Raw genomic sequence first — 20358 nt, 5'->3', positions numbered from 1 at the left:
GTCCCTCTCGTGCGCCCGCGCTCCCCGCGCGGGTACGGCGCGCCCCGGTCACCGCGTGCCGATGGCGTCCGTCCTGTCCGTAACGTCCCCCGAGCCGGCCAGCATGTCGGTCCACATACGGGCGAAGTCCGGCAGGGTTTTGCCCGTGGTCGCGATGTTCTCCACCTCGACCCCCGGCACCGCCAGGCCGATCACCGCGCCGGCCGTGGCCATCCGGTGGTCCTCGTAGCTGTGGAAGACCCCGCTCGACAGCGGGCGCGGCCGGATCTCCAGGCCGTCGTCGGTCTCGCGGGCGTCGCCGCCGAGCCGGTTGATCTCGGTGGCGAGCGCGGCGATCCGGTCGGTCTCGTGCCCCCGGATGTGCGCCACGCCGCTGATCCGCGACGGGCCGTCGGCCAGCGCGGCGAGCGCGGCGATCGTGGGCGTCAGCTCGCTGACCTCGTGCAGGTCGGCCTCGATGCCGCGCACCCGGCCGGTGCCGGTCACGCGCAGCCCTTCCGGCGTGCGCGCGACGTCCGCGCCCATCTCGGCGAGCAGCTCGCGGAGCAGGTCTCCGCCCTGCGTGGTCTCCTCGGGCCAGTCCGGCACGGTGACCGCTCCGCCGGTGACGAGCGCGGCCGCCAGGAACGGCGCGGCGTTCGACAGGTCGGGCTCGACGACGACGTCGCGTGCCGCGATCGGGCCCGGCTCGACCCGCCACACGTCGGGCTCGGAGTCGTCGACCTCGACCCCCGCCTCGCGGAGCAGGTGCACGGTCATCGCGATGTGCGGCATCGAGGGGACCGGGGGCCCGCTGTGCCGTACGGTGAGGCCCTTCTCGAAGCGCGGCGCGGCCAGCAGCAGGCCGGACACCATCTGCGAGGAGACCGAGGCGTCCAGCACGACCTCGCCGCCCCTGATCGGGCCGCGTACGGTGAACGGCAGCGCGTCCGCGCTCACGCTCGCGCCGAGGGCGCGCAGCGCGCCCAGGATCGGGCCCATCGGCCGCTTGCGGGCGTGCGGATCGCCGTCGAAGAAGACCTCGCCGTCCGCGAGCGCCGCGACCGGCGGCACGAACCGCATGACGGTGCCCGCCAGGCCGACGTCGATCGAGGCGCCGCCCCTGATCGGGCCGGGGGTGATCGCCCAGTCCACGCTCGACACGTTCTCGTTCGACGCGGTCATCTCCGCGCCGAGTGAGCGCAGTGCCGCGACCATGAGGTCGGCGTCCCTGCTGCGCAGCGCGAGCCGTACGGACCCGGGGGCCTCGGCCAGCGCGGCCAGGAGCAGCACCCGGTTGGTCACGGACTTCGAGCCGGGCAGGCGGACGGTCGCGTGGATCGGCCCGGTCGCTACGGGAGCAGGCCACAGGGGCTGGGTCGGCATGGCTGAAAGCCTACCGGCAGGTCCGGGCCGCGTCGGGGTGCCGTTCGACGGCCTGGATGGTGCAAGGTGGGGGGTATGTGCGGAAGGTACGCGTCCACGCGCAAGCGGCACGAGCTCCTGCAGGAGTTCGAGGTCGAACTCGACACGGGCGAGGAGATCGGCCCGGATTACAACGTCGCGCCTACCAAGCAGGTCTACGCGGTGATGAGCCGGGTGCCCAAGGAAGAGGGCAGGGAAGAGGGCGCGGAGCGGCCGGTGCGCCAGCTCAGGGTGGTCCGTTGGGGGCTCGTGCCGAGCTGGGCCAAGGACCCGTCGATCGGATCCCGGATGATCAACGCGAGGGTGGAGACCGTCGCGGAGAAGCCGGCCTTCCGCAGGGCGTTCGCCTCGCGCCGCTGCCTGCTCCCCGCGGACGGCTTCTACGAGTGGATGAAGGCGCCCGAGGGGGCCAAGCCCGCGAAGCAGCCGTACTTTATCCATCCGGAGGACGGCGGCGTCATGGCCATGGCGGGGCTGTACGAGTTCTGGAAGGACCCCTCGCGCCCGGACGACGACCCGCTCAAATGGCTGTGCACCTGCACCGTGATCACGACCGACGCCGAAGACGGGGTCGGCCACATCCATGAGCGCATGCCGATGATGATCGAGCGGGAGAGGTGGGCCGAATGGCTCGACCCCCGTGTGAACGACGCGAGCCGGCTGTTGGTCCCCGCGCTCGCCGGGCGGCTGGAGGCCTATCCCGTCTCGACCGCGGTCAACAACGTCCGCAACAACGGTCCCGACCTCCTCGAGCCGCTCAAGGATGACGGTGACCGCGCCGTGCTCTTCTGAACGCGGAGTGTAAAGACCGCACCAAGCGGGCATCCGGTGAGGAAAGGGAGGCCGGGGGCTCCTTTCCTCAAAACCCATGGAATCACCCCTGCCCCCGGAGGTGCGGACCGTGGATCCCGCGACCGCCCGCATGCGGCTGCACTCCCTGCTCGACGAACTCGACCGCTCCATCGGCGCGCTCCAGGAGACGGACCCGCTCGACGCCGAACGCGCACAGGCGGTGATCGACGTCGAGTTCCAGCACCGCCTCGCCGTACTGGACGCGCTGCGCCGGCTTGACGACGGCGTGTACGGCAGGTGCGTGGACTGCGGCGGCCTCGTGCCGGAGGGCAGGCTGGAGGCTCGCCCGGAGGCGGCCCGCTGCGTCCAGTGCCAGTCGAGGCGCGAGCGCCGCCGCTGAACGGAACCTGGACCTACAGCCTGGACCTACAGCCTGGCCCGCCGGACGGGGGTCAGCCCTTCTTGCGGGCGCTGGCCACGAGGTGGATGCCGACCGTGTCCTCTTCCTCCGGCCGGGTCGCCAGCTCGGTACGTACGAGCCGGGCCAGGGAGTGACCGCCGGTGGCGAGCACGTGATCGACCGTGGACGGCGACAGCACGGTGCGCGGCCGCACCCACTCCACCTCCAGCCCGGCGGCCGTCATCAGCTCGCGGAGCTGGACGCTGGTGAAGCACCGGGTGATGCTGCCGTCGGGCCAGGGCACGAGCATGACCTCGCCGGTCTGGCACAGGTGCGCCCAGTAGTTCTGCTCGGCGAGGATCGCCATGCCGAGGACCAGCGAGTCGACGCAGACCAGCGTCCGACCGCCCGGCTTCAGCACGCGGGCGACATCCCCGATCACGGACTCGGCCATGATCTCGACCGAGAGGGCGCGCTCCTCCGCGATCACCGCGTCCACGCAGGCGTCGGGGAGGAAGCCGAGATCGTCGGCGCGGACCTTCTGCACGCGGCCGGACGCGTCGCGCAGCCACGGCTCGGACAGCCGCCGGAAGTCCATCACCTGGATGACCCGGTGTCCCGCCCGTGCGGCCTGAGCCGTCCAGCGGCCGCGGCCGCCGGACAGGTCGAGCAGCAGGGAGGGGCGCTCGGGCAGCCATCGGCGGAGCTGTTCGGCGACGACCGCGTGATAGAAGGTCCAGTACGGCCCGAGCGCTCCCGAGCCGTTGAGTTCGTTGGCCGGAATGGGCAGCACGAGCGGCTCCTGGACTATGGCTACCTCAGAAAGCGACATGAGATAGCGGAAATCGGTTTCCGGGCTACCAGCCGGTACGTAGGTCCTTCCCCAAACAGGGGTGTTCGTACCGCGAAAACGTACCGGGAACAGACTCTACGCCCGCCCTGTTGCAGTTGTGCATGAACGCGTTGCTCACGCCCGCAGCCCAGGAGGAAGACGCCACTACGCTGCCGGTATTCTCGGCTAGGTACGGTGTCCTAGAGGGGGTGGGTCCGGTCTCCAAGACAGCTGAGGAGACTCTGGAGCAGCGCAGCGAGCGGTTCGAGCGCGACGTCATGCCGTATCTCGACCAGTTGTACTCCGCCGCGCTCCGGATGACCCGGAATCCCGCAGACGCCGAGGACCTTCTTCAGGAGACCTTCGCCAAGGCGTTCGCCTCGTTCCACCAGTTCCAGGAGGGCACCAACCTCAAGGCCTGGCTCTACCGCATTCTGACGAACACGTTCATCAACAGCTATCGGAAGAAGCAGCGGGAGCCCAAGCAGGCCGGGACCGAGGAGATCGAGGACTGGCAGCTCGCCCGGGCCGAGTCGCACACCTCGACCGGGCTGAAGTCGGCCGAGGTCGAGGCGCTGGAGCATCTGCCCGACAGCGATGTGAAGGACGCCCTCGCCGCGCTCCCCGAGGATTTCCGCATCGCGGTGTACCTCGCCGACGTCGAGGGCTTCCCGTACAAGGAGATCGCCGACATCATGGGGACCCCCATCGGGACCGTGATGTCGCGGCTGCATCGCGGGCGGAGACAACTGCGGACGCAGCTTGAGGACTACGCGCGCGCTCGCGGCCTGGTGCGGGACGAGGAGGGGCGATGAGCTGCGGCGATCACCACGACACAGACTGTGGCGAGGTCCTTGACCGGGTCTACAGTTACCTCGACGGCGAGCTGGACGACAGCAGACGGGCCGAGATCCGCCAGCATCTGGATGAGTGCGGGCCCTGCCTGGAGGAGTACGGCCTGGAGAACGTCGTCAAGCAGCTCGTCGCCAAGCACTGCGGGTGTGATCCCGTGCCCGGGGACCTGCGCGACAAAGTCCTCGCCCGCATCGCGCAGGTACGGTCCGAGCTGGCCGATTAGGATCAGCCCGTACACCTGACGAAGGGGCGGGCATGCGCATACTGGTCACCGGCGGGGCGGGATTCATCGGCTCGAACCTCGTCGACCGCTTGTTGGCCGACGGGCACGACGTCGCGGTGGTGGACGACCTGTCCTCCGGGAACATCCGCAACACCGACGCCGCCCTGCACACGATGGACGTGCGGGACCCCGCCCTCGTCGAGATGGCCGAGGCGTGGCGTCCGGAGGTGGTCTGCCACCTGGCGGCCCAGATCAGCGTCCGCAAGAGCGTCGCCGACCCGCTGCACGACGCCCGGGTGAACGTCGAGGGCACCCTCAACGTCCTGGAGGCCGCCCGCCGCAGCGGCGCCCGCAAGGTCGTCTACGCCTCCTCGGTGGCCGTGTACGGCAGGCCCGCCGCCATCCCGGTGCCCGGGGACGCGCCGACCGACCCGCGCTCGCCGTACGCCGCCTCCAAGCTGAGCGGCGAGGTCTACCTGTCGGCCTACAGCGCGCTGCACGGGCTGGAATACACCACGCTCGTCCTGTCCAACGTGTACGGCCCGCGCCAGTCACCCGAGGGTGAGGCCGGGGTGGTCGCGATCTTCACCGACGCGCTCCTCGCCGGACGTCCCACCGTCCTGTACGGCGACGGCTCCCAAACACGGGACTACATCTTCGTCGAGGACGTCGTGGACGGCTTCGCCCGCGCGTGCGGCTCCGCCGGGAACGGGCGCAGGTTCAACCTCGGCACCGGAGTTCAGACGACCGACCGAGAACTGCACATGCTCGTCGCCGCCGCGGCCGGCGCCCCCGACGAGCCCGGCCTGGCCCCGGCCCGCCTCGGCGACCTGCCCGCCATGGCCGTCGACCCCGAGCCGGCCCGCGAGGGGCTGGGCTGGCGCCCGCGCACCGATCTCGCCACCGGCCTCAAGGCCACCGTCTCCTGGGCTCTGTCCCGCTCCTGAACCGTCGCCGCTGAGGCCGGTGGGGTTTGCCGGGCCGGCGTGACGGGCACGTCACCGAGTTCCGGACGGTCGAGAGCCGAACGGCCAGAGCCGGCGTTCCCGCCTCACCATGCGTGACAGCGGGCAGCGCGGGCTCGCGGGCGTGCCTCGAACCACCGGGCGAACCAGGGCGAATGCGCACAGCGTGATTGGTTGGTCACGGTTTGGCTGCGGTTCGCCGAGCTATCTGACCGGGCACGCGGGCTTCTGTAGCCTGTGGGCGGATTTCGATGTGGAGGCAGCGATGTTCAACAGAGTGGCCACCAAGTTGCTGGCGGCGTTGATGCTGCTCACGCCCATGGTGGTGTTCGTGGCCGAGACCGGCATGACCTCCGGGATCTCCTGGACCTGAGCCGCGAGGTGGCCGCATGCGGGAACTGCCGTGGCCGGCGAAGGTCTACTTCGTCGTACTGAACGCCGCCGCCGTCGCGCTGGTCGTCGAGAGCGCCGTCACCCCCGGGTGGTTCGACCAGGCCGAGTTGCCGACGCTCATCGTGCTGGCGCTGCTCTTTCTGGTGTGCGAGTCCGTGCCCACGGTGCTCAACGTGCCACAGGCCGCGATCTCGGTGAGCTTCTCCGCGGCGCTGGCGGCCGTCGTGCTCGTCGGTCCCGAGGGAGCGGCGCTGGTCGGGCTCATGGCGGTCATCAGCGTGCGGCCCGGCCTGCCGGTGGTGAAGCGCCTCTTCAACGGCGCCCAGTTCGTGATCTGCGGATACGCCGCGGGTGTGGCGTTCGAGCTGGCCGGCGGCACCGTCGGCCTGCCGCGCGAGGACGACTTCCCCGGGGTGATCGTCCCGTACGGCGCGGCCACGGCGGCGTTCGTACTGATCAACTTCGCGTTGACCGCGATCATCCTGCTGCTGGCCGAGGGCGTGGGGAAGGACCAGGTGCCGCTCCGCGGCACGGTGCAGATCCTGGGGTCCTATCTCGGCTACGCGACCTTCGGCCTGCTGATCGCCGGGCTGTGGGCGACCGTGCAGTCGATCTCGGCGGTGCTGGTGCTGATCCCGCTGTTCGTGGCCCGCTGGGCGTTCGGGCACTACCACGCTCAGCAGCGCTCCTACGAAGCGACGATCGCCGCGCTGTGCCAGGCGGTCGAGACGAAGGACTACTACACCCGGGGCCACTGCACCCGCGTCTCGCGGGCCTCGTCCATGATCGCCGAGGAGATCGGCATGGGCACCGAACGGCTGCGCGCCATCCGGTACGCCGGGATGCTGCACGACGTCGGCAAGCTGGGCGTGCCGACCAAGGTCCTGCAGAAGGACGGCAAGCTGACCGAGGAGGAGTTCGCCGCCATCCAGCTCCACCCCATGCGCGGGCTGGAGATCGTGCACGGCATCGACTTCCTCGACGAGGCGTTCGCCGGGATCATGCACCACCACGAACGGCAGGACGGCAAGGGCTACCCCATGGGGCTCGCCGGAGACGAGATCCCCGAGTTCGCCCGTATCATCGCGGTGGCCGACGCCTTCGACTCGATGACGTCCGACCGGGCGTACCGGAAGGCGAAGTCGATCGAGGAGGCGGTGGCCGAGCTGCGCAAGGGCGCGGGCACCCAGTTCGACCCCGTCATGGTGAACACCTTCATCAAGGCGCTCGACCGGCACGGCTGGGAGCCGCCGCGCGCGGTGTCCGCGCCGCCGGAGCCCGCGGTGGCCGCGGCCAAGGACCATGACGACCCCACCATGCCCATCCAGGTCATCTCGGAACGCTGAGGGCGAGGACTCATGACCGCCGCCAGGGCGATGCGCGGGCTCGATTCGGGCCAGTTGCTGTTGATCTGCGCCGCAGGGATGCTCACGGTGGCCGGGATCTCCCACACAGCGGCGGGCGGCCCGGTCGATCCGCAGGTCGCGATCGGCTTCGGCGCGCTGATCGCGGTGGGCGAGCTGGCCCGGCTCACCATGCCGGGCAACCGCGAGGTGGCGCCCATCTCCACCGCCGCGGCGATCGGCTACGCGCTCCTGCTCGATGTGGGCGGCCAGCTGGCCCGCCAGTCCGCGCTCCAGGTCGTCGCCGTCATGTCGGTCGGGATGATCGCCGGGGCGCTGCCGCACCTCGCCGTGGGTCGCCCGCCGCGGTTGGACGCGATCGCCCGGAGGCTGCTCACCGGATCGCTGCTGGCCTTCGCCTACCGTCCGCTGACCGGCTCGCTCCGCTCGATCGCGATCGACGGCAACTGGTGGCCGGCGCTCGGCGTGATGGCGGCCCTCGTCGCACTCATGCTGACGGCCGACGTGGTGATCGCCGCCATGCTCCGGGCCGAGCAGGTCAGGACCGCCTTCGGCGTCGCCGTACGCGACGAGCTACGGATGGCCGCGCCGCTGGGCGCGGCGGTGGCCGCCTCGGGGACGCTGCTCGCGCTCGCCGCGCACAGCATGAACATGACGGCGCTCCTGGTGTTCGCCGCGCCGCTGCTGGTGACCCAGGTGGCGTTCCGCAAGTACGCGGGCATCCGGGCGACGTACCTGCAGACGGTCCGGGCGCTGAGCCGGGTGACCGAGGTCGGAGGGTACGTCGAGCCGGGGCACTCCCGGAGGGTCAGCATGCTGGCGGTCGCCGTCGGCAGGGAGCTCGGCATGCCGGAGCCGCAACTGCTCGAACTCGAGTACGCCGCGCTCATGCACGACATCGGGCAGCTCTCTCTCAGCGACCCGATCCCGGGCGGGGCCACCGTCCTCACCGATCCGGCGCAGGCGAAGCGGATCGCCGAGCTGGGCGCGGAGGTGATCAGGAAGACCGGCGTGCTGCACGGCGTGGCCGAGATCGTCCGCCGCCAGTGCGAAACCGTGGACCACTCCCCGCCCATGGCCAGCCGGGTCATCAAGGCCGCCAACGCGTACGACGACCTGATGGGGGGCTCGCCCGACCGGGACCGCGCGGCCGCGGCGCTGGAGCGGCTCAGGTTCGGCGTCGGCACCGAGTACGACCCGGCCGTGGTCGAGGCCATGGCCCGGGCGGTCGACCGGGTCACCGTGGCGACCCGCTTGTAGCGCGATTCGCACCGGATCGGCCCGTAGCCGGGGCGATGACCGTTGTTTTTGTGCCGACCCTACAGATTCCCCGGACACGTTCAGTCGGAATCAAGCGCAGGGGATCAGCGGGGCACCGCCGTAGGGTTGGCTGCGTGTTCGAGTCAGTTCTTGTCGCCAACCGCGGCGAAATCGCCAGGCGGGTCATCCGGACGGTCCGGCGGATGGGGCTGCGCGCGATCGCGGTCTATTCCGAGGCCGACGCAGACCTCCCCTTCGTGCAGGAGGCGGACGAGGCCGTGCTGCTCGGCCCGGCGAGTCCCGCCCAGAGCTACCTGGACGTGGAGAAGGTGCTCGACGCCGCCCGCAAGTCCGGCGCGGCGGCCGTCCACCCCGGTTACGGCTTCCTCTCGGAGAACGCCGACTTCGCCCGTGCCGTCATCGAGGCGGGCATGGTCTGGATCGGCCCGGCTCCCGAGACGATCGTCCAGATGGGCGACAAGATCAACGCCAGGAACCTGATGGAGAACGCCGGGGTCCCGGTGGCCGCGGGCACCCGCGAGCCGGTGACCACGCTGGAGGACGCCCTGCGCGCGGCCGAGGAGATCGGCTACCCCCTCATGGTGAAGACCGCGGGGGGCGGCGGCGGGATCGGCATGGGTGTCGCCTACGACGACGAGTCCCTGATCAAGGCGTTCGAGCAGGCGTCCAGGGCGGCCGCGCGGTTCGGAGGCGGTGCCGCGATCCTGCTCGAGCGCTACATCGAACGCGCCCGCCACGTCGAGGTGCAGATCCTCGGCCTGGCCGACGGCACGGTGGTCGCGCTGGGCGAGCGCGACTGCTCCGTGCAGCGGCGCCACCAGAAGGTCGTGGAGGAGAGCCCGTCCCCGGGCATCACGCCCGAGCTGCGCGAGCGGTTGCTCGCGGCGGCGGTGCGCGTCGGCGAGGCGGTCGGCTATCGCGGCGCCGGCACGGTCGAGTGCCTGGTCGACGCGGACAAGCAGGACTTCGTGTTCCTGGAGATGAACACCCGGCTCCAGGTGGAGCATCCCGTCACCGAGCTGGTGACCGGGAGCGATCTGGTCGAGCACCAGCTCCGCATCGCGGCCGGCGAGGTCTACCCCGTCGAGGTCGCCCCGCGCGGGCACGCCATCGAGTTCCGGATCTACGCCGAGGACCCGAAGCGGTTCTTCCCCGGACCTGGCAAGATCTCGGTCTGGGAGGAGCCGTCCGGCGAGGGAGTTCGGGTCGATTCCGGATATGTCGCGGCAAACACTGTCACGCCGTTCTACGATCCGCTGATGGCCAAGCTCTGCGTCCACGGCGCCACCCGCGCGGAGGCGCTTGAGCGTGGCCGCGCGGCCGTCGCGGCGTTCCGCGTCGAGGGGCCGAAGAACAACCTGCCCTTCTGCGCCGAACTCCTGGACCACCCCGAGTTCGCGAGTGGGGACTACGACACCGGGCTGGTGTCCCGCATGCGGTCGTGACGCCGCGGGCCTGGTCGTGATGGACGCCGGTCCGGCGAGAACGCCGGCCCGGTGAGTGGAATGACTGAAGAGGAGTTGTGGTGGCGGAAGTACGCGCCGAGATGGTGGCGAACGTCTGGAAGATCGTCGTCGCCGAGGGCGACACGGTGGCCGAGGGCGAGACGCTCGTCATCCTGGAGTCGATGAAGATGGAGATCCCGGTCATCGCCGAGGACGCGGGCGTCGTCGCCCAGCTCAAGGTCGCCGAGGGCGACGTCATCCAGGAGGGCGACCTGATCGCCGTCATCGAGTAGGCACGAGGTCAGAGCGACCCGAGGAACCGCTCCCGGTCGACCACCACCCGCTCGATCCTCCCGGTGGCGACCAGCCGTCCGGTCTTGTCGACGGCGGTGATGGCGAAGCCGAGCCGCCTGCCGTCCACGTCGGTCAGCTCGGCGGAGATCTCGACGTGCATGCCGACGGGGCTGGGTGCGCGATGTTCCAGTTCGACCCGCGTGCCCACCGACGTCTGTCCCGGCTCCAGATAGCGCTGGACGGCCTTGACGGTGACCCCTTCGGCGAAGGAGAGCAGCCGCGGCGTGCCCAGGACGGGCACGTCCCCGCTGCCCACCCTGATCGCGGTGTCCTCTCGCTCCACCATGATGAGGACATTGGCGCGTAGACCAGGAGCTAGCGTCATATTTTCCAGCCTAGTAGTCGTACGCTCGGAGGCCGTGAGCGTGTTCTGCCACCATTGTGGTGGACCGTCCGGCGAGGGAGACTACGTGGTCTGCGTCGCCGCCGTGCCCTGAGGCGCCGCGCCACCCTCGCGGCGCCGCAGGCGCCTGGTCGTCCAGGTGAACCGGTGCGGGTGGTCCGCCCGTTGTTCTGAGCACGGGATCACCCGCGCGTAGGCCCCCGACAGGCGGGCTTCCGTGACCCGGGTGTGACATTGCCGAGACACGGGTCTGCTTGGTTGGACAACTCCGGGGAACTTGAGGGGGTATTGGGCACATGGTGGCCCAGGGGATGACGCTGGCGGGGCGCTACCGCTTGGACGCCCGGCTCGGCGCCGGCGGCATGGGCGAGGTGTGGCGCGGCGAGGACATGGTTCTCGCGCGCACCGTCGCCGTCAAGGTGCTGCTCCCCGGAAGGCTCGACGACCCCGGCTTCGCCGTCCGCTTCCAGGGTGAGGCCCGGGCGATGGCGACCGTCAACCACCCCGGCGTGGTCGACGTCTACGACTACGGCGTGACCGACGTCCCCGGGGACGGGCCCACGGCGTACCTCGTGATGAAGTTCGTGGACGGCGAGCCGCTCGACCGGCTGCTGACCCGTCTCGGCCGGATCGGCCCCGAGCCGGCCATGGAGCTCATCGCCCAGGCGGCGGCCGCTCTGCACGCCGTACACGCGCGTGGCATCGTCCATCGGGACGTCAAGCCGGGCAACCTGCTCGTCCGCTCGGACGGCACGCTGGTGCTCACCGACTTCGGCATCGCGCGGGCCGACTCGGCGAGCCGCCTCACCGACGCGGGCATGGTCCTCGGCACCGCCGCGTACTGCGCGCCTGAGCAGGCCGAAGGCCAGCCCGTCACGCCCGCCGTGGACGTCTACGCCCTCGGGGTCGTGGCGTACGAGTGCCTCGCGGGACGGCGGCCCTTCGACGGCGAGTCGCCGGTGGCGATCGCGCTGCAGCACATCCGGGACGAGCCGCCGCCGCTGCCACGGGACGTGCCCCCGGCCGTGCGCATGGTGGTGGAGCGGGCGCTGCTCAAGGATCCGGCCCGGCGCTGGCCGGACGCGGCCGCGATGAGCGACGCCGCGCGCAGATCGGTGCTGCCCGATGCGCGGCAGCCCGCCCATCCGCAGTTCCCGCACGACGCCGGCGCGGCGCCCGCGGGGCTCGACCTCGGTGGCCCGGCTCCGGGCGGCTATTCCCCGGCCACCGGGGGCTACTCCCCGGCCACGGGCGGCTATTCCCCGGCCACGGGCGGCTATTCCCCGGCCACTGGGGGATACTCCCCGGCCACGGGCGGGTACGGCCCGGCGACCGGCGGGTACGCGTCGTCCGACTACCCCACCCAGGCGGACCGCTCGTACGGCGCCGAGGCGTGGGAGGACCGTCCGGTCCCCCCGGAGACGGCCACCGCGGCGACCACGCCGGGGCCAAGGGGATCGCGCCGTAGGAAGAGCCGGAAGGCCCCGATCGCGGCGGGCGCGGCCGGGCTCGCCGTCTTCGCCGGCCTGGCGGCGCTCGGCATCAACGCCCTGGCCGCGTCCGGCGACGAGCAGGCGGGTCCCTCCACGTCCCCGCTGATCTACGAGACGGACACGCCGACGATCGGCCCGTCGACGCCCAGGCCACGGCGCAGCAAAACGCCCACGCCGACCGCGCAGCCGTCGCAGCCGGCCGTTGTCCCCCGGTCGCCGAGCCCCTCGCCATCACCGTCGGCGACGCCGACCCCGTCGCCCAGCCCGAGCCCCAGCCCGAGTGACGAGCCGATGGAGAAGGTGCCCTCGGTCATCGGGCTGACCGAGGAGAAGGCGACCGCCAAGCTGAGGAGCCTCGGGTTCAAGGTCAGGGTGAGCTCCGCCGGAGGCGACGGGATGTGCACGAAGGTCACCGCCCAGGACCCGAAGGGCGGGGAGGAGGCACCCGAGGGCGCCACGCTCAAGATCGCGGTCACCAAGATCGCCTGTACGGCGCCGAGCCCGAGCCCCTCACCCAGCCTGTCGCCCCCGGCCACCCCGGACGCCAGCCCGTCGCCGCACTAGATCACTAGATCCCGGTCGTGTTGCGCGGGTAGGCGACCGCGGGGTCGGTGGCGATGTTCACCAGGTACGGCACGCCGGAGTCGAAGGCGCGTCGCAGCGCCGGCCCGATCTCCGAGGGCGACGTCACCAGCTCCCCGCCGCCGCCGAGCGCGGTCACGACCTGGTCGTACCGGCACTGCGGCTGGAGGTCGGCGGCCACGTCGTAGCCGTACAGGAGCTGCATGGGGTGCTTCTCCAGACCCCACATGCCGTTGTTGCCGCAGATCATGACGACCGGCAGCCGGTGCCGGACGAGCGTGTCCACGTCCATCAGGGAGAAGCCGGCCGCGCCGTCGCCGAGGAGCAGCACGACCTGGGAGGAGGGGCGGGCGAGCCGGGCGGCGATCGAGTAGCCGAGGCCCGTGCCCAGGCATCCGTACGGGCCGGGGTCGAGCCAGTTGCCCGGGTTGCGCGGCTCGACGTACTTGCCGGCGTAGGACACGAAGTCGCCGCCGTCGCCGATGACCACCGCGTCGTCCGCGAGGATCTTGCCGAGCTCGCCGTAGATGCGCATGGGGTGGATCGGGTCGGCGTCGGAGGCGAGCAGCTCGGCGTCCCCGGCGATCGCCGCGGCGGACGCCTCGGCCAGCGTGGCCACCCACGGCGCGTACGCCTTCGGATCGACACCGGCGGTCGAGCAGGCCGCGGCGAGGCCCCAGAAGGTGAGGGAGAGGTCTCCGGCGGCGGACGCGGCCAGGCCGACGTGCGTGGCGAGCTGGGAGGCCGCGTCGGCGATGTGGACGACCTTGGCCAGGGGAGCGCCGTCCTTGCCGCCGAACCAGCCGTATCCGAGGCGGAAGTCGAGCGGCGTGCCGACCACGATGACCAGGTCGGCCTGGCCGAAGGCGAGCCCCCGGGCCCGGGTGACGAGCAGCTCGTGCCCGGCGGGGAGGATGCCCCGGCCCTGCCCGTTCGGGATGACCGGCAGGCGGTACTCCTCGGCGAAGTCGCGCGCGGCCTCCTCGGCGCGGTCCATCCACACGTCGGAGCCGAGGACCAGGACCGGCCGCTCGGCGGCGGCGATCAGCTTGGCGATGTCGGCGAGCGCGTCGGTGTCCGGCTCCAGCGGCGACGGGGAGAGCGTCTCGGTGTCCCGCGCGGGCGACGGCGCGAACAGGTGGTCCATGTAGAAGTCGAGGAAGACCGGGCCACGGTGCGGGGCGAGCGCCGTCCGGAAGGCCATCTCGACGTCCTGGCCGATCGTCTCGGCGCTGGAGCCGGTGAACGCGAGCTTGGAGATGGAGTCGAACAGCGGCGGGTGGTCCATCTCCTGGAGCGCCCCGGAGCCCCAGCGGGACTGCGGCGCCCGGCCGCCCAAGACGACGACGGGGGAGCCGTTGAAGTGGGCCGTCGCCACGCCGGAGACGCCGTTGGTGATGCCGGGACCCGCGGTCAGCACGGCGAGGCCGGGGCCGCGGGTGAGCCGGGCGGTCGCCTCGGCCGCGAAGACGGCGCTCTGCTCGTGCCGTACGTCCAGGATGCGCATGCCCTCGTGCACCGCGCCGTCGTACAGGGGGAAGACGTGCCCCCCGGACAGCGTGAACATCGTCTCGACGCCGTAGGCCTTGGAAACGGCGACCGCGACGTCGCCCGCGTGCTTCGCTGCTGACTCCATGCCGGGAAACCTACCAGCCAGTCACATAGGGGGATAGATGAGTCGCCCCTGCCCGCTGGGCGGCGGATCTACACCTGAAATAGCGCTCTCCACGAGCCTGGAACCCCCTTCTGCCGGCCGCCTCAGAATGCGAGGGACGGCCTCCGTCAGGGGGTGAGCCGGAGCGTCGATCGGAAGCGGGCCGGGTTGAACGCGCCGCCGAGGGTGGGGCCGAGCCCCGCCCTCGCCACGCGGGTGAACGCGGCGCGGTCAAGCATGCCCGCGCCTTCGGGCAGCGCGCCGGCCAGCGGTCGCGCGGCGAGCATCTCCAGGTCGCCGATGTTGTGGCGCTCCGCGAGCCCCGGCTCGGCGGGCCAGCTCCCCACGACCACACCGGCCGGCTCGACGCCGCGGGCCGCCATCACCTCCAGCGTCAGGGCGGTGTGGTTCAGCGTGCCGAGCCCCGCCCGCGCGACCACGAGCACCGGGGCGTGCAGCAGGTGCGCCAGATCCGCCAGCGTCCAGCCCTCGTCGTCGAAGCGGACGAGCAGGCCGCCCGCCCCCTCCACGATCACGAGCCGGTGCGACTCGGCGATCTCGCGGATCCGCCGGGCCGACTCCGTCAGGGAGACCGGCGGCAGGCCCGCCTCGCGCGCCGCGGCGGCGGGGGAGAGCGCCGCGGGGAAGCGGGCGAACTCGAACGTCGTCGTGACCCCCGAGAGCCGGATGACCTCGTCGAGGTCGCCCGGCTCGTCCGGCGCCACGCCGGTCTGGGCCGGCTTCACCACCGCGACCGCGGCTCCGCGCTCCCGCGCCAGTGCGGCCACCGCCGCGGTGACCACCGTCTTGCCCACCCCGGTGTCGGTGCCGGAGACGATGAGGATGCTCATTCGGCAACCCTAGGGGCTGGGCCTGCGCAGACGTGTGACGAACTTGTAGCGGTCGCCGCGGTAGAGCGACTGGGCGTACTCCACCGGGTGGCCGTCCGCGTCGAAGGCGTGCCGGGTGAGCAGGAGCATGGGCAGCCCCACGTCCACACCGAGCACCTGGGCGTCGTACGGCGTGGCGAGGACGGTCTCGATGACCTCCTCGGCGTCGGTCAGCCGCACGTTGTAGGCGTTGTGCAGCGTCTCGTACAGCGACGAGTGGGCCTCCAGCTCCCGCCGCAGCCGCGGGAACCTGCGGGCGGACAGGTGCGTGGTGTCGATCGACATCGGCTCGCCGTTGGCGAGGCGCAGCCGGTGGATGCGCAGCACCCGGCCGCCAGGGTTGATCGCCAGCCGCCGGCTGAGCTGCTCGTCGGCGGTGATGTAGCTGATGTCCAGGATCTTGGTGTCCGGTTCGAGGCCCACGGTGCGCAGGTCCCCGGTGTAGGACGTGAGCTGGAGCACCTGGGCGACCTTGGGCTGGGCGACGAACGTGCCCTTGCCCTGGATGCGCAGCAGGCGGCCCTCCACCACCAGCTCCGACAGCGCCTGGCGCACGGTCGTCCGCGACGTCACGAACCGCACGGCGAGCGTGCGCTCGGGCGGCAGCGCGCTGCCCGGAGGCAGGCTCTTGGTGAGTTCCAGGAGGCTCCGCTTGACGTCGTAGTACTTCGGGACTCTCGGCGCGTCCTCGGTCAGCTCGGTCACGATGCCTCCCTCACGACGTCATCGATGGTTCGCCGGCTCACTTGCCCACCTTCCGTTCGACCACGGCGGTGAGCGCCCGCCTGATCACCGCGAGGTCATCGGACCTCAGATTGGCCCGAGCGGTCAACCTCAAAGACGACCTCCCGTGGGGCACCGATGGTGGGCGGAAGCATCCCACGCGCACGCCGAGTTCCGCACACAGGGTCGCCGCGGAGACCGCGTCATCCGGCCGGCCGAGCACGATCGGGACCACGGCGGCGGCCGGATCGGCGGTCTCCAGGCCGAGCTCGCGCGCCGCCCCGGCGAGCGTCCGCGCCATCGACGACGCGCGTTCCGGCAGCTCAGGCTGCTTCGCCAGGATCTCGACCGCCTGGAGCGCGGCGCCCACGCACGCGGGGGCGAGCCCGGTGTCGAAGATGAACGACCGCCCCGTGTCGATCAGCGTCTCGACCACCTCGGGGGCGCCGAGCACCGCCCCGCCCTGAGACGCGAGCGACTTGGAAAGCGTGACGGTTCTCACAATACGAGCATCCCTCGCGAGGCCCGCCGCGTATACCGCGCCCCGGCCGGATTCGCCCACCACGCCGAGCGAGTGCGCCTCGTCCACCACGAGAAGGGCACCGTGCCGTACGGCCGCCGCGTGCAGGGCGGGGAGCGGCGCGAGGTCGCCGTCAACGGAGAAGACGGCGTCGGTGACGACGACGGCGTGCTCCTCGGCGCGCTCGCGCAGGGCCGCCTCCACGGCCGCCACGTCCCCGTGGGGGGTGACCACCACCCGGGCCCGGGACAGGCGGCAGGCGTCCACGATGGAGGCGTGGTTGCCCGCGTCGGACACCACCAGGCCGCCGCGGGCGAGCGCCGTCACGGCCGCCAGGTTCGCCAGATAGCCCGAGGAGAAGACGAGGGCGCGCGGAGCGCCGGCGAAGGCGGCGAGGCGGGTCTCCAGCTCCGCGTGCAGCCACGTGGAGCCCGTCACGAGCCGCGAGCCGGTGGAGCCGGTGCCCCACTTCTCCGTCGCGCGTACGGCCGCCTTGACCAGGCGGTCGTCCCGGGAGAGGCCGAGATAGTCGTTGGAGGCCAGGTCGATCAGGCCGTCGTGGTCGGGGCCGCGCGGGCGCAGGGCGCGCCGCAGGCCCGCCGCCTCGCGGTCGGCGGCGGCCGCGCGCAGTCTGTCGAGTGGCCTACTCATGGGTGCATCTTTGCAGGTCGGACGGGTGGATTCGCTTTCGGGCCGGTTCGGGACGCATGATGCAGAGGTGCCGACTCTCAGCGACATGGTGTCCCGCCAAACCGCGCTCGACGCCGCGGGCATCGAGTGGATGCGCTCTCTCGTCTCCGACTGGCAGTTGTTGGCCGACCTGTCGTTCGCCGACCTCATCCTGTGGATCCCGCGCAAAGAGGGGGCCGGCTGGGTGGCCGTCGCGCAGATGCGGCCGACCACCGGGCCCACCGTCTATCACGACGACGTCGTCGGCGCGGTCGTGGCCGAGGGGGAGCGCCCCCTGATCGACACCGCCTGGAACGAGCACCGGATCTGCCGTGAGGGCGACCCGGACTGGTCCAGCGGGGTGCCGGTCCGCGAGGAGACCATCCCCGTACGGCGCGGCCTGGACGGCGAGTTCATCGGCGTCATCCAGCGCTCCACCAACCTGTCCTCGGCCCGTACGCCGTCCCGGCTGGAGCTGACCTATCTGCAGAGCGCCTCGGACATGGCCCAGATGGTGGCCGAGGGCAGGTTCCCGTTCCCCGAGGAGGAGCCGACCCTCGTCCGCTCGCCCCGGGTCGGCGACGGCCTGCTCCGGCTCGACCGGGCGGGCCGGGTGACGTACGCGTCGCCCAACGCGCTCTCGGCGTACCGGCGGCTCGGACTGCAGGCGGACCTGGTCGGCGCGGAACTGGGCCGCACCACGGCGGATCTCTGCTATTCCGACGAGCCGATCAACGAGGACCTGATGCACGTCGCGAGCGGCCGGGCCCCGAGGGAGACCGAGGTCGAGCGCGGCGGCATCGTCGTGCTGCTGCGGGCGATCCCGCTCGTGGTCGGCGGCGGCCGGATCGGGGCGCTGGTGCTCATCCGCGATGTGACCGAGCTGCGCCGCCGCGAGCGCGAGCTGCTGACCAAGGACGCCACGATCCGCGAGATCCACCACCGGGTGAAGAACAACCTGCAGACGGTGGCGGCGCTGCTGCGGCTGCAGGCCCGCAGGCTCGGCAACCCCGAGGGGCGCGAGGCGCTGGAGGAGGCGGTCAGGCGGGTCGGTTCGATCGCGATCGTGCACGAGATCCTGGCCCAGATGCCCGAGGAGATGGTCGAGTTCGACGACATCGCCGACCGGGTCGTCGCCATGACCGCCGAGGTCTCGGTGGCGCACGTGACGCCCAAGCGGATCGGCAGCTTCGGCGTGCTGCCGGCGGCGGTGGCGACGCCGATCGCGATGGTGCTCACCGAGCTGCTGCAGAACGCGGTGGAACACGGCTTCAAGCACGCGAGCGGGAGCATCCAGGTGACCGTGTCGCGGGACGCGAATCACTTGGAGGTGGTGGTGGCCGACGACGGAAAGGGCCTGCCCACCGATTTCGACCTGGAGGCGACGACCAGCCTCGGACTACAAATCGTCCGCACGCTCGTGGTCGGCGAGCTGTCTGGACGGTTGTCCATCGCGCCTCGTGAGGGCGGCGGGACCGAAGTGACGATCAGCATTCCCGTACAAACGGGGTAAGGGCCGCGTCCCTTGGACGCGACCCTCGCCTTTCATGTGACCGAAACAACAGCGAAAAAAGAGGGCTGTTGTATTTGGCGGTATGCGAGATGTCTCAGTTCTGGATCTCTGGGGAGAAATTCAGACGTTCGCGCGGGCGCGGGCACGGGCGGTCCGGCGCTTGAGCGCGCGCCGCTCGTCCTCGCTCATCCCGCCCCAGACGCCGGCGTCCTGACCGGACTCCAGTGCCCACTTGAGGCACAGCTCCATGACGGAGCACTGCCGGCATACCTGCTTCGCCTCTTCGATCTGCATGAGCGCGGGGCCGGTGTTGCCGATCGGGAAGAAAAGCTCGGGATCCACGTCACGGCAGGCAGCGCGGTGGCGCCAGTCCATGCGTTCCACTCCTTCGTAAGTGGAGCCTCCGCGGCTCCTGACCGTCAACTTTGTGAAGTCTTTCACTAACTGCTGTGAACTTTCGCCCGGAACACGGGTAGTGCCGGGCTGGGTCCGTTGATCGCCGGGGCCTCCAGGGAGCGGTGGCTCCCGGAAAGGTCCTACGTTCCGACGTCGCATTCAGCTTTTCAGGGACGCCAAGACCGCACAAGAGGTTTGGGAGAAGGTTTTGCCGGTTATGGCTGTCGGATTCGTCACACTATGACGGCATGTAACGGGCTAGACGAGGACTTGTAATGCATCCGGGATAGACCGGAAAAGCACCCGTTCGCGTTCTCCCAGGTAGTCGCCGTCCAACTGGAAGGCGACCGGACGGGAGGCGGAAAGGGTGAACTCCTCCTCATCGTGGGCCTGGACCAGATGCCGACCCATGGGCAGACCCGACCGCTCCCCGATGATCTGCCGTACCAGTCCGAGGACCGTGCTCAACCTCATCTTCCGCAGCGCCAGCAGGTCCAGCCCCGTCTCGAACCCGGCCCACGGCGTCGGGTTGATCGGGCGGGACCCGGCGTAGGTCCACGGCGAGGCGTTGGACACGATCGCCATGAAGATCCGGCTCTGCGGCGCCTGCCGCGGACGCTCCAGCACCATGGCCGGACGGCGGCGATCGGTCAGGAAGTAGTGGTTGACCGCCGTCTTGACGTACAGGGCGGGCGTCGCCTTGCAGCCGGCGCTTCGCAACCCCTCGACGGCCCGGACGACCTCGGCGTCGTACCCGAGCCCAGCGCAGAATGTGAAATAACGTGACCCGTGCGGGCCTGACGGCGACACTGCCCCTGCGTCGCCGTGTGAAACATCGTGGTCCCAAACGGCTTCGCCGAGCCCGATCGTGCGCCGCCGGCCGTCCCGTAGCGCCTCGAGGGCCGCTCCGGTCGCCTCGACCGGGTTGTTGGGCAGCCCGAGCGCCCGCGCGAACACGTTCGCGCTCCCTCCGGGGATCACGATCAATGTGGGCCGCTCCGCCGCCGTCGCGGAGGGCTGCCCGCGCAGCAGGCCGTTGACCGTCTCGTTGATGGTGCCGTCGCCACCGAGCACGGCGACGGCGTCGAACCCCTTGGCGTGCGCCGTCGCGGCGATCATCGCCGCGTGCCCCCGGTAGCCGGTCTCCTCGACGGTCAGATCCATGGCCGCGCCAAGCGCTCTCATCAGGACGTCACGCGTGCGATGGTTGGTCGAGGTCGCCTTGGGGTTGACGACAAGGAGAGCCCGCATGCCCTGAAGGGTAGAG

The 20358-nt window shown here is 71.2% G+C and carries 21 protein-coding genes; 12 read left to right on the top strand and 9 right to left on the bottom strand.

The window, feature by feature from the left end:
* Positions 1-48 precede the first annotated feature (48 nt).
* The gene (gene aroA, locus AWQ68_RS37555; RefSeq protein ID WP_066950655.1) at positions 49-1365 is read right to left on the bottom strand and encodes a 3-phosphoshikimate 1-carboxyvinyltransferase; all 1317 of its coding nucleotides are present in this window, start codon (positions 1363-1365) and stop codon (positions 49-51) included.
* Between the two features lie 75 nt (positions 1366-1440).
* Between aroA and AWQ68_RS37550 the strand changes: the two genes are divergently transcribed.
* Together AWQ68_RS37550 and AWQ68_RS37545 are read left to right on the top strand one after the other, a co-directional pair.
* A complete protein-coding gene (locus AWQ68_RS37550; protein ID WP_066950652.1) occupies positions 1441-2196 on the top strand; it encodes an SOS response-associated peptidase in 756 nt (251 codons plus the stop codon).
* A 109-nt stretch (positions 2197-2305) separates the two neighbouring features.
* Positions 2306-2596: a TraR/DksA family transcriptional regulator gene (locus AWQ68_RS37545; RefSeq protein WP_066950691.1), complete on the top strand. Its 291-nt coding sequence runs from the start codon at positions 2306-2308 to the stop codon at positions 2594-2596.
* Between the two features lie 52 nt (positions 2597-2648).
* Here the strand turns inward: AWQ68_RS37545 and AWQ68_RS37540 are convergent, their stop codons facing one another.
* Positions 2649-3389, bottom strand: a complete 741-nt coding sequence (locus AWQ68_RS37540; protein WP_066950650.1) for a class I SAM-dependent methyltransferase — start codon at positions 3387-3389, stop codon at positions 2649-2651.
* Between the two features lie 248 nt (positions 3390-3637).
* Here AWQ68_RS37540 and AWQ68_RS37535 point away from each other — a divergent pair, with 248 nt between their 5' ends.
* From AWQ68_RS37535 to AWQ68_RS37505, 7 genes are all read left to right on the top strand, one after another.
* Positions 3638-4243 (top strand): sigma-70 family RNA polymerase sigma factor, encoded by a 606-nt coding sequence (locus tag AWQ68_RS37535; protein ID WP_066950648.1) that lies wholly within the window; start codon positions 3638-3640, stop codon positions 4241-4243.
* Positions 4240-4506 (top strand): mycothiol system anti-sigma-R factor, encoded by a 267-nt coding sequence (rsrA, locus tag AWQ68_RS37530; protein ID WP_066950646.1) that lies wholly within the window; start codon positions 4240-4242, stop codon positions 4504-4506. The genes AWQ68_RS37535 and rsrA overlap by 4 nt, the downstream gene beginning before the upstream one ends.
* Before the next feature lie 32 nt (positions 4507-4538).
* Positions 4539-5453, top strand: coding sequence for an NAD-dependent epimerase/dehydratase family protein (locus tag AWQ68_RS37525; RefSeq protein ID WP_066950642.1), 915 nt, complete (start codon positions 4539-4541; stop codon positions 5451-5453).
* A 407-nt stretch (positions 5454-5860) separates the two neighbouring features.
* Positions 5861-7210, top strand: coding sequence for an HD-GYP domain-containing protein (locus AWQ68_RS37520; RefSeq protein WP_066950639.1), 1350 nt, complete (start codon positions 5861-5863; stop codon positions 7208-7210).
* Positions 7211-7222: 12 nt separating this feature from the next.
* A complete protein-coding gene (locus AWQ68_RS37515; RefSeq protein ID WP_066950637.1) occupies positions 7223-8488 on the top strand; it encodes an HD-GYP domain-containing protein in 1266 nt (421 codons plus the stop codon).
* Positions 8489-8622: 134 nt separating this feature from the next.
* Positions 8623-9954 (top strand): acetyl-CoA carboxylase biotin carboxylase subunit, encoded by a 1332-nt coding sequence (locus AWQ68_RS37510; protein ID WP_066950634.1) that lies wholly within the window; start codon positions 8623-8625, stop codon positions 9952-9954.
* A gap of 80 nt (positions 9955-10034) precedes the next feature.
* The gene (locus AWQ68_RS37505; protein WP_218007215.1) at positions 10035-10247 is read left to right on the top strand and encodes a biotin/lipoyl-binding carrier protein; all 213 of its coding nucleotides are present in this window, start codon (positions 10035-10037) and stop codon (positions 10245-10247) included.
* Positions 10248-10255: 8 nt separating this feature from the next.
* Here AWQ68_RS37505 and AWQ68_RS37500 read toward each other — a convergent pair whose 3' ends face one another.
* Positions 10256-10633 (bottom strand): thioesterase family protein, encoded by a 378-nt coding sequence (locus AWQ68_RS37500; RefSeq protein WP_066950632.1) that lies wholly within the window; start codon positions 10631-10633, stop codon positions 10256-10258.
* Between the two features lie 145 nt (positions 10634-10778).
* Here AWQ68_RS37500 and AWQ68_RS46475 point away from each other — a divergent pair, with 145 nt between their 5' ends.
* Together AWQ68_RS46475 and AWQ68_RS41750 are read left to right on the top strand one after the other, a co-directional pair.
* On the top strand, positions 10779-10847 hold the full coding sequence (locus AWQ68_RS46475; RefSeq protein WP_505782722.1) for a hypothetical protein: 69 nt from the start codon (positions 10779-10781) through the stop codon (positions 10845-10847).
* A gap of 115 nt (positions 10848-10962) precedes the next feature.
* Positions 10963-12708 (top strand): serine/threonine protein kinase, encoded by a 1746-nt coding sequence (locus AWQ68_RS41750; protein ID WP_245656505.1) that lies wholly within the window; start codon positions 10963-10965, stop codon positions 12706-12708.
* A 4-nt stretch (positions 12709-12712) separates the two neighbouring features.
* Here the strand turns inward: AWQ68_RS41750 and AWQ68_RS37490 are convergent, their stop codons facing one another.
* From AWQ68_RS37490 to AWQ68_RS37475, 4 genes are all read right to left on the bottom strand, one after another.
* Complete coding sequence (locus tag AWQ68_RS37490; protein WP_066950629.1) at positions 12713-14362, bottom strand: acetolactate synthase; 1650 nt, start codon at positions 14360-14362, stop codon at positions 12713-12715.
* A gap of 146 nt (positions 14363-14508) precedes the next feature.
* Positions 14509-15231, bottom strand: a complete 723-nt coding sequence (gene bioD / locus AWQ68_RS37485) for a dethiobiotin synthase (protein WP_066950626.1) — start codon at positions 15229-15231, stop codon at positions 14509-14511.
* A gap of 9 nt (positions 15232-15240) precedes the next feature.
* Complete coding sequence (locus tag AWQ68_RS37480) at positions 15241-15966, bottom strand: GntR family transcriptional regulator (RefSeq protein WP_066950686.1); 726 nt, start codon at positions 15964-15966, stop codon at positions 15241-15243.
* Between the two features lie 46 nt (positions 15967-16012).
* Entirely contained in the window at positions 16013-17164 is a 1152-nt protein-coding gene (locus AWQ68_RS37475; protein ID WP_066950624.1) for an 8-amino-7-oxononanoate synthase, read from the bottom strand.
* A gap of 67 nt (positions 17165-17231) precedes the next feature.
* Between AWQ68_RS37475 and AWQ68_RS37470 the strand changes: the two genes are divergently transcribed.
* Positions 17232-18695, top strand: coding sequence for a sensor histidine kinase (locus tag AWQ68_RS37470; protein WP_066950621.1), 1464 nt, complete (start codon positions 17232-17234; stop codon positions 18693-18695).
* 120 nt (positions 18696-18815) lie between these two features.
* Here AWQ68_RS37470 and AWQ68_RS37465 read toward each other — a convergent pair whose 3' ends face one another.
* Positions 18816-19070 carry a WhiB family transcriptional regulator gene (locus AWQ68_RS37465; RefSeq protein ID WP_066950619.1) on the bottom strand — a complete coding sequence of 85 codons (255 nt, stop codon included), beginning with the start codon at positions 19068-19070 and terminating at the stop codon, positions 18816-18818.
* A gap of 279 nt (positions 19071-19349) precedes the next feature.
* The gene (locus tag AWQ68_RS37460) at positions 19350-20342 is read right to left on the bottom strand and encodes a diacylglycerol/lipid kinase family protein (RefSeq protein WP_066950617.1); all 993 of its coding nucleotides are present in this window, start codon (positions 20340-20342) and stop codon (positions 19350-19352) included.
* Between the last annotated feature and the right edge of the window lie 16 nt (positions 20343-20358).

This window comes from Microtetraspora fusca (genome assembly GCF_001570365.1).
Taxonomy (GTDB): domain Bacteria; phylum Actinomycetota; class Actinomycetes; order Streptosporangiales; family Streptosporangiaceae; genus Microtetraspora; species Microtetraspora fusca.
This window is presented reverse-complemented; position numbering and strand designations above follow the sequence as displayed.

What these genes read in the sequence shown, in the direction of transcription:
- aroA (WP_066950655.1), bottom strand. Translation starts at nt 1,365, where the DNA reads ATGCCGACCCAGCCCCTGTGGCCTGCTCCCGTAGCGACCGGGCCGATC.
- AWQ68_RS37550 (WP_066950652.1), top strand. Translation starts at nt 1,441, where the DNA reads ATGTGCGGAAGGTACGCGTCCACGCGCAAGCGGCACGAGCTCCTGCAG.
- rsrA (WP_066950646.1), top strand. Translation starts at nt 4,240, where the DNA reads ATGAGCTGCGGCGATCACCACGACACAGACTGTGGCGAGGTCCTTGAC.
- AWQ68_RS37525 (WP_066950642.1), top strand. Translation starts at nt 4,539, where the DNA reads ATGCGCATACTGGTCACCGGCGGGGCGGGATTCATCGGCTCGAACCTC.
- AWQ68_RS37520 (WP_066950639.1), top strand. Translation starts at nt 5,861, where the DNA reads ATGCGGGAACTGCCGTGGCCGGCGAAGGTCTACTTCGTCGTACTGAAC.
- AWQ68_RS37515 (WP_066950637.1), top strand. Translation starts at nt 7,223, where the DNA reads ATGACCGCCGCCAGGGCGATGCGCGGGCTCGATTCGGGCCAGTTGCTG.
- AWQ68_RS37500 (WP_066950632.1), bottom strand. Translation starts at nt 10,633, where the DNA reads ATGACGCTAGCTCCTGGTCTACGCGCCAATGTCCTCATCATGGTGGAG.
- AWQ68_RS41750 (WP_245656505.1), top strand. Translation starts at nt 10,963, where the DNA reads ATGACGCTGGCGGGGCGCTACCGCTTGGACGCCCGGCTCGGCGCCGGC.
- AWQ68_RS37490 (WP_066950629.1), bottom strand. Translation starts at nt 14,362, where the DNA reads ATGGAGTCAGCAGCGAAGCACGCGGGCGACGTCGCGGTCGCCGTTTCC.
- bioD (WP_066950626.1), bottom strand. Translation starts at nt 15,231, where the DNA reads ATGAGCATCCTCATCGTCTCCGGCACCGACACCGGGGTGGGCAAGACG.
- AWQ68_RS37475 (WP_066950624.1), bottom strand. Translation starts at nt 17,164, where the DNA reads ATGAGTAGGCCACTCGACAGACTGCGCGCGGCCGCCGCCGACCGCGAG.
- AWQ68_RS37465 (WP_066950619.1), bottom strand. Translation starts at nt 19,070, where the DNA reads ATGGACTGGCGCCACCGCGCTGCCTGCCGTGACGTGGATCCCGAGCTT.
- AWQ68_RS37460 (WP_066950617.1), bottom strand. Translation starts at nt 20,342, where the DNA reads ATGCGGGCTCTCCTTGTCGTCAACCCCAAGGCGACCTCGACCAACCAT.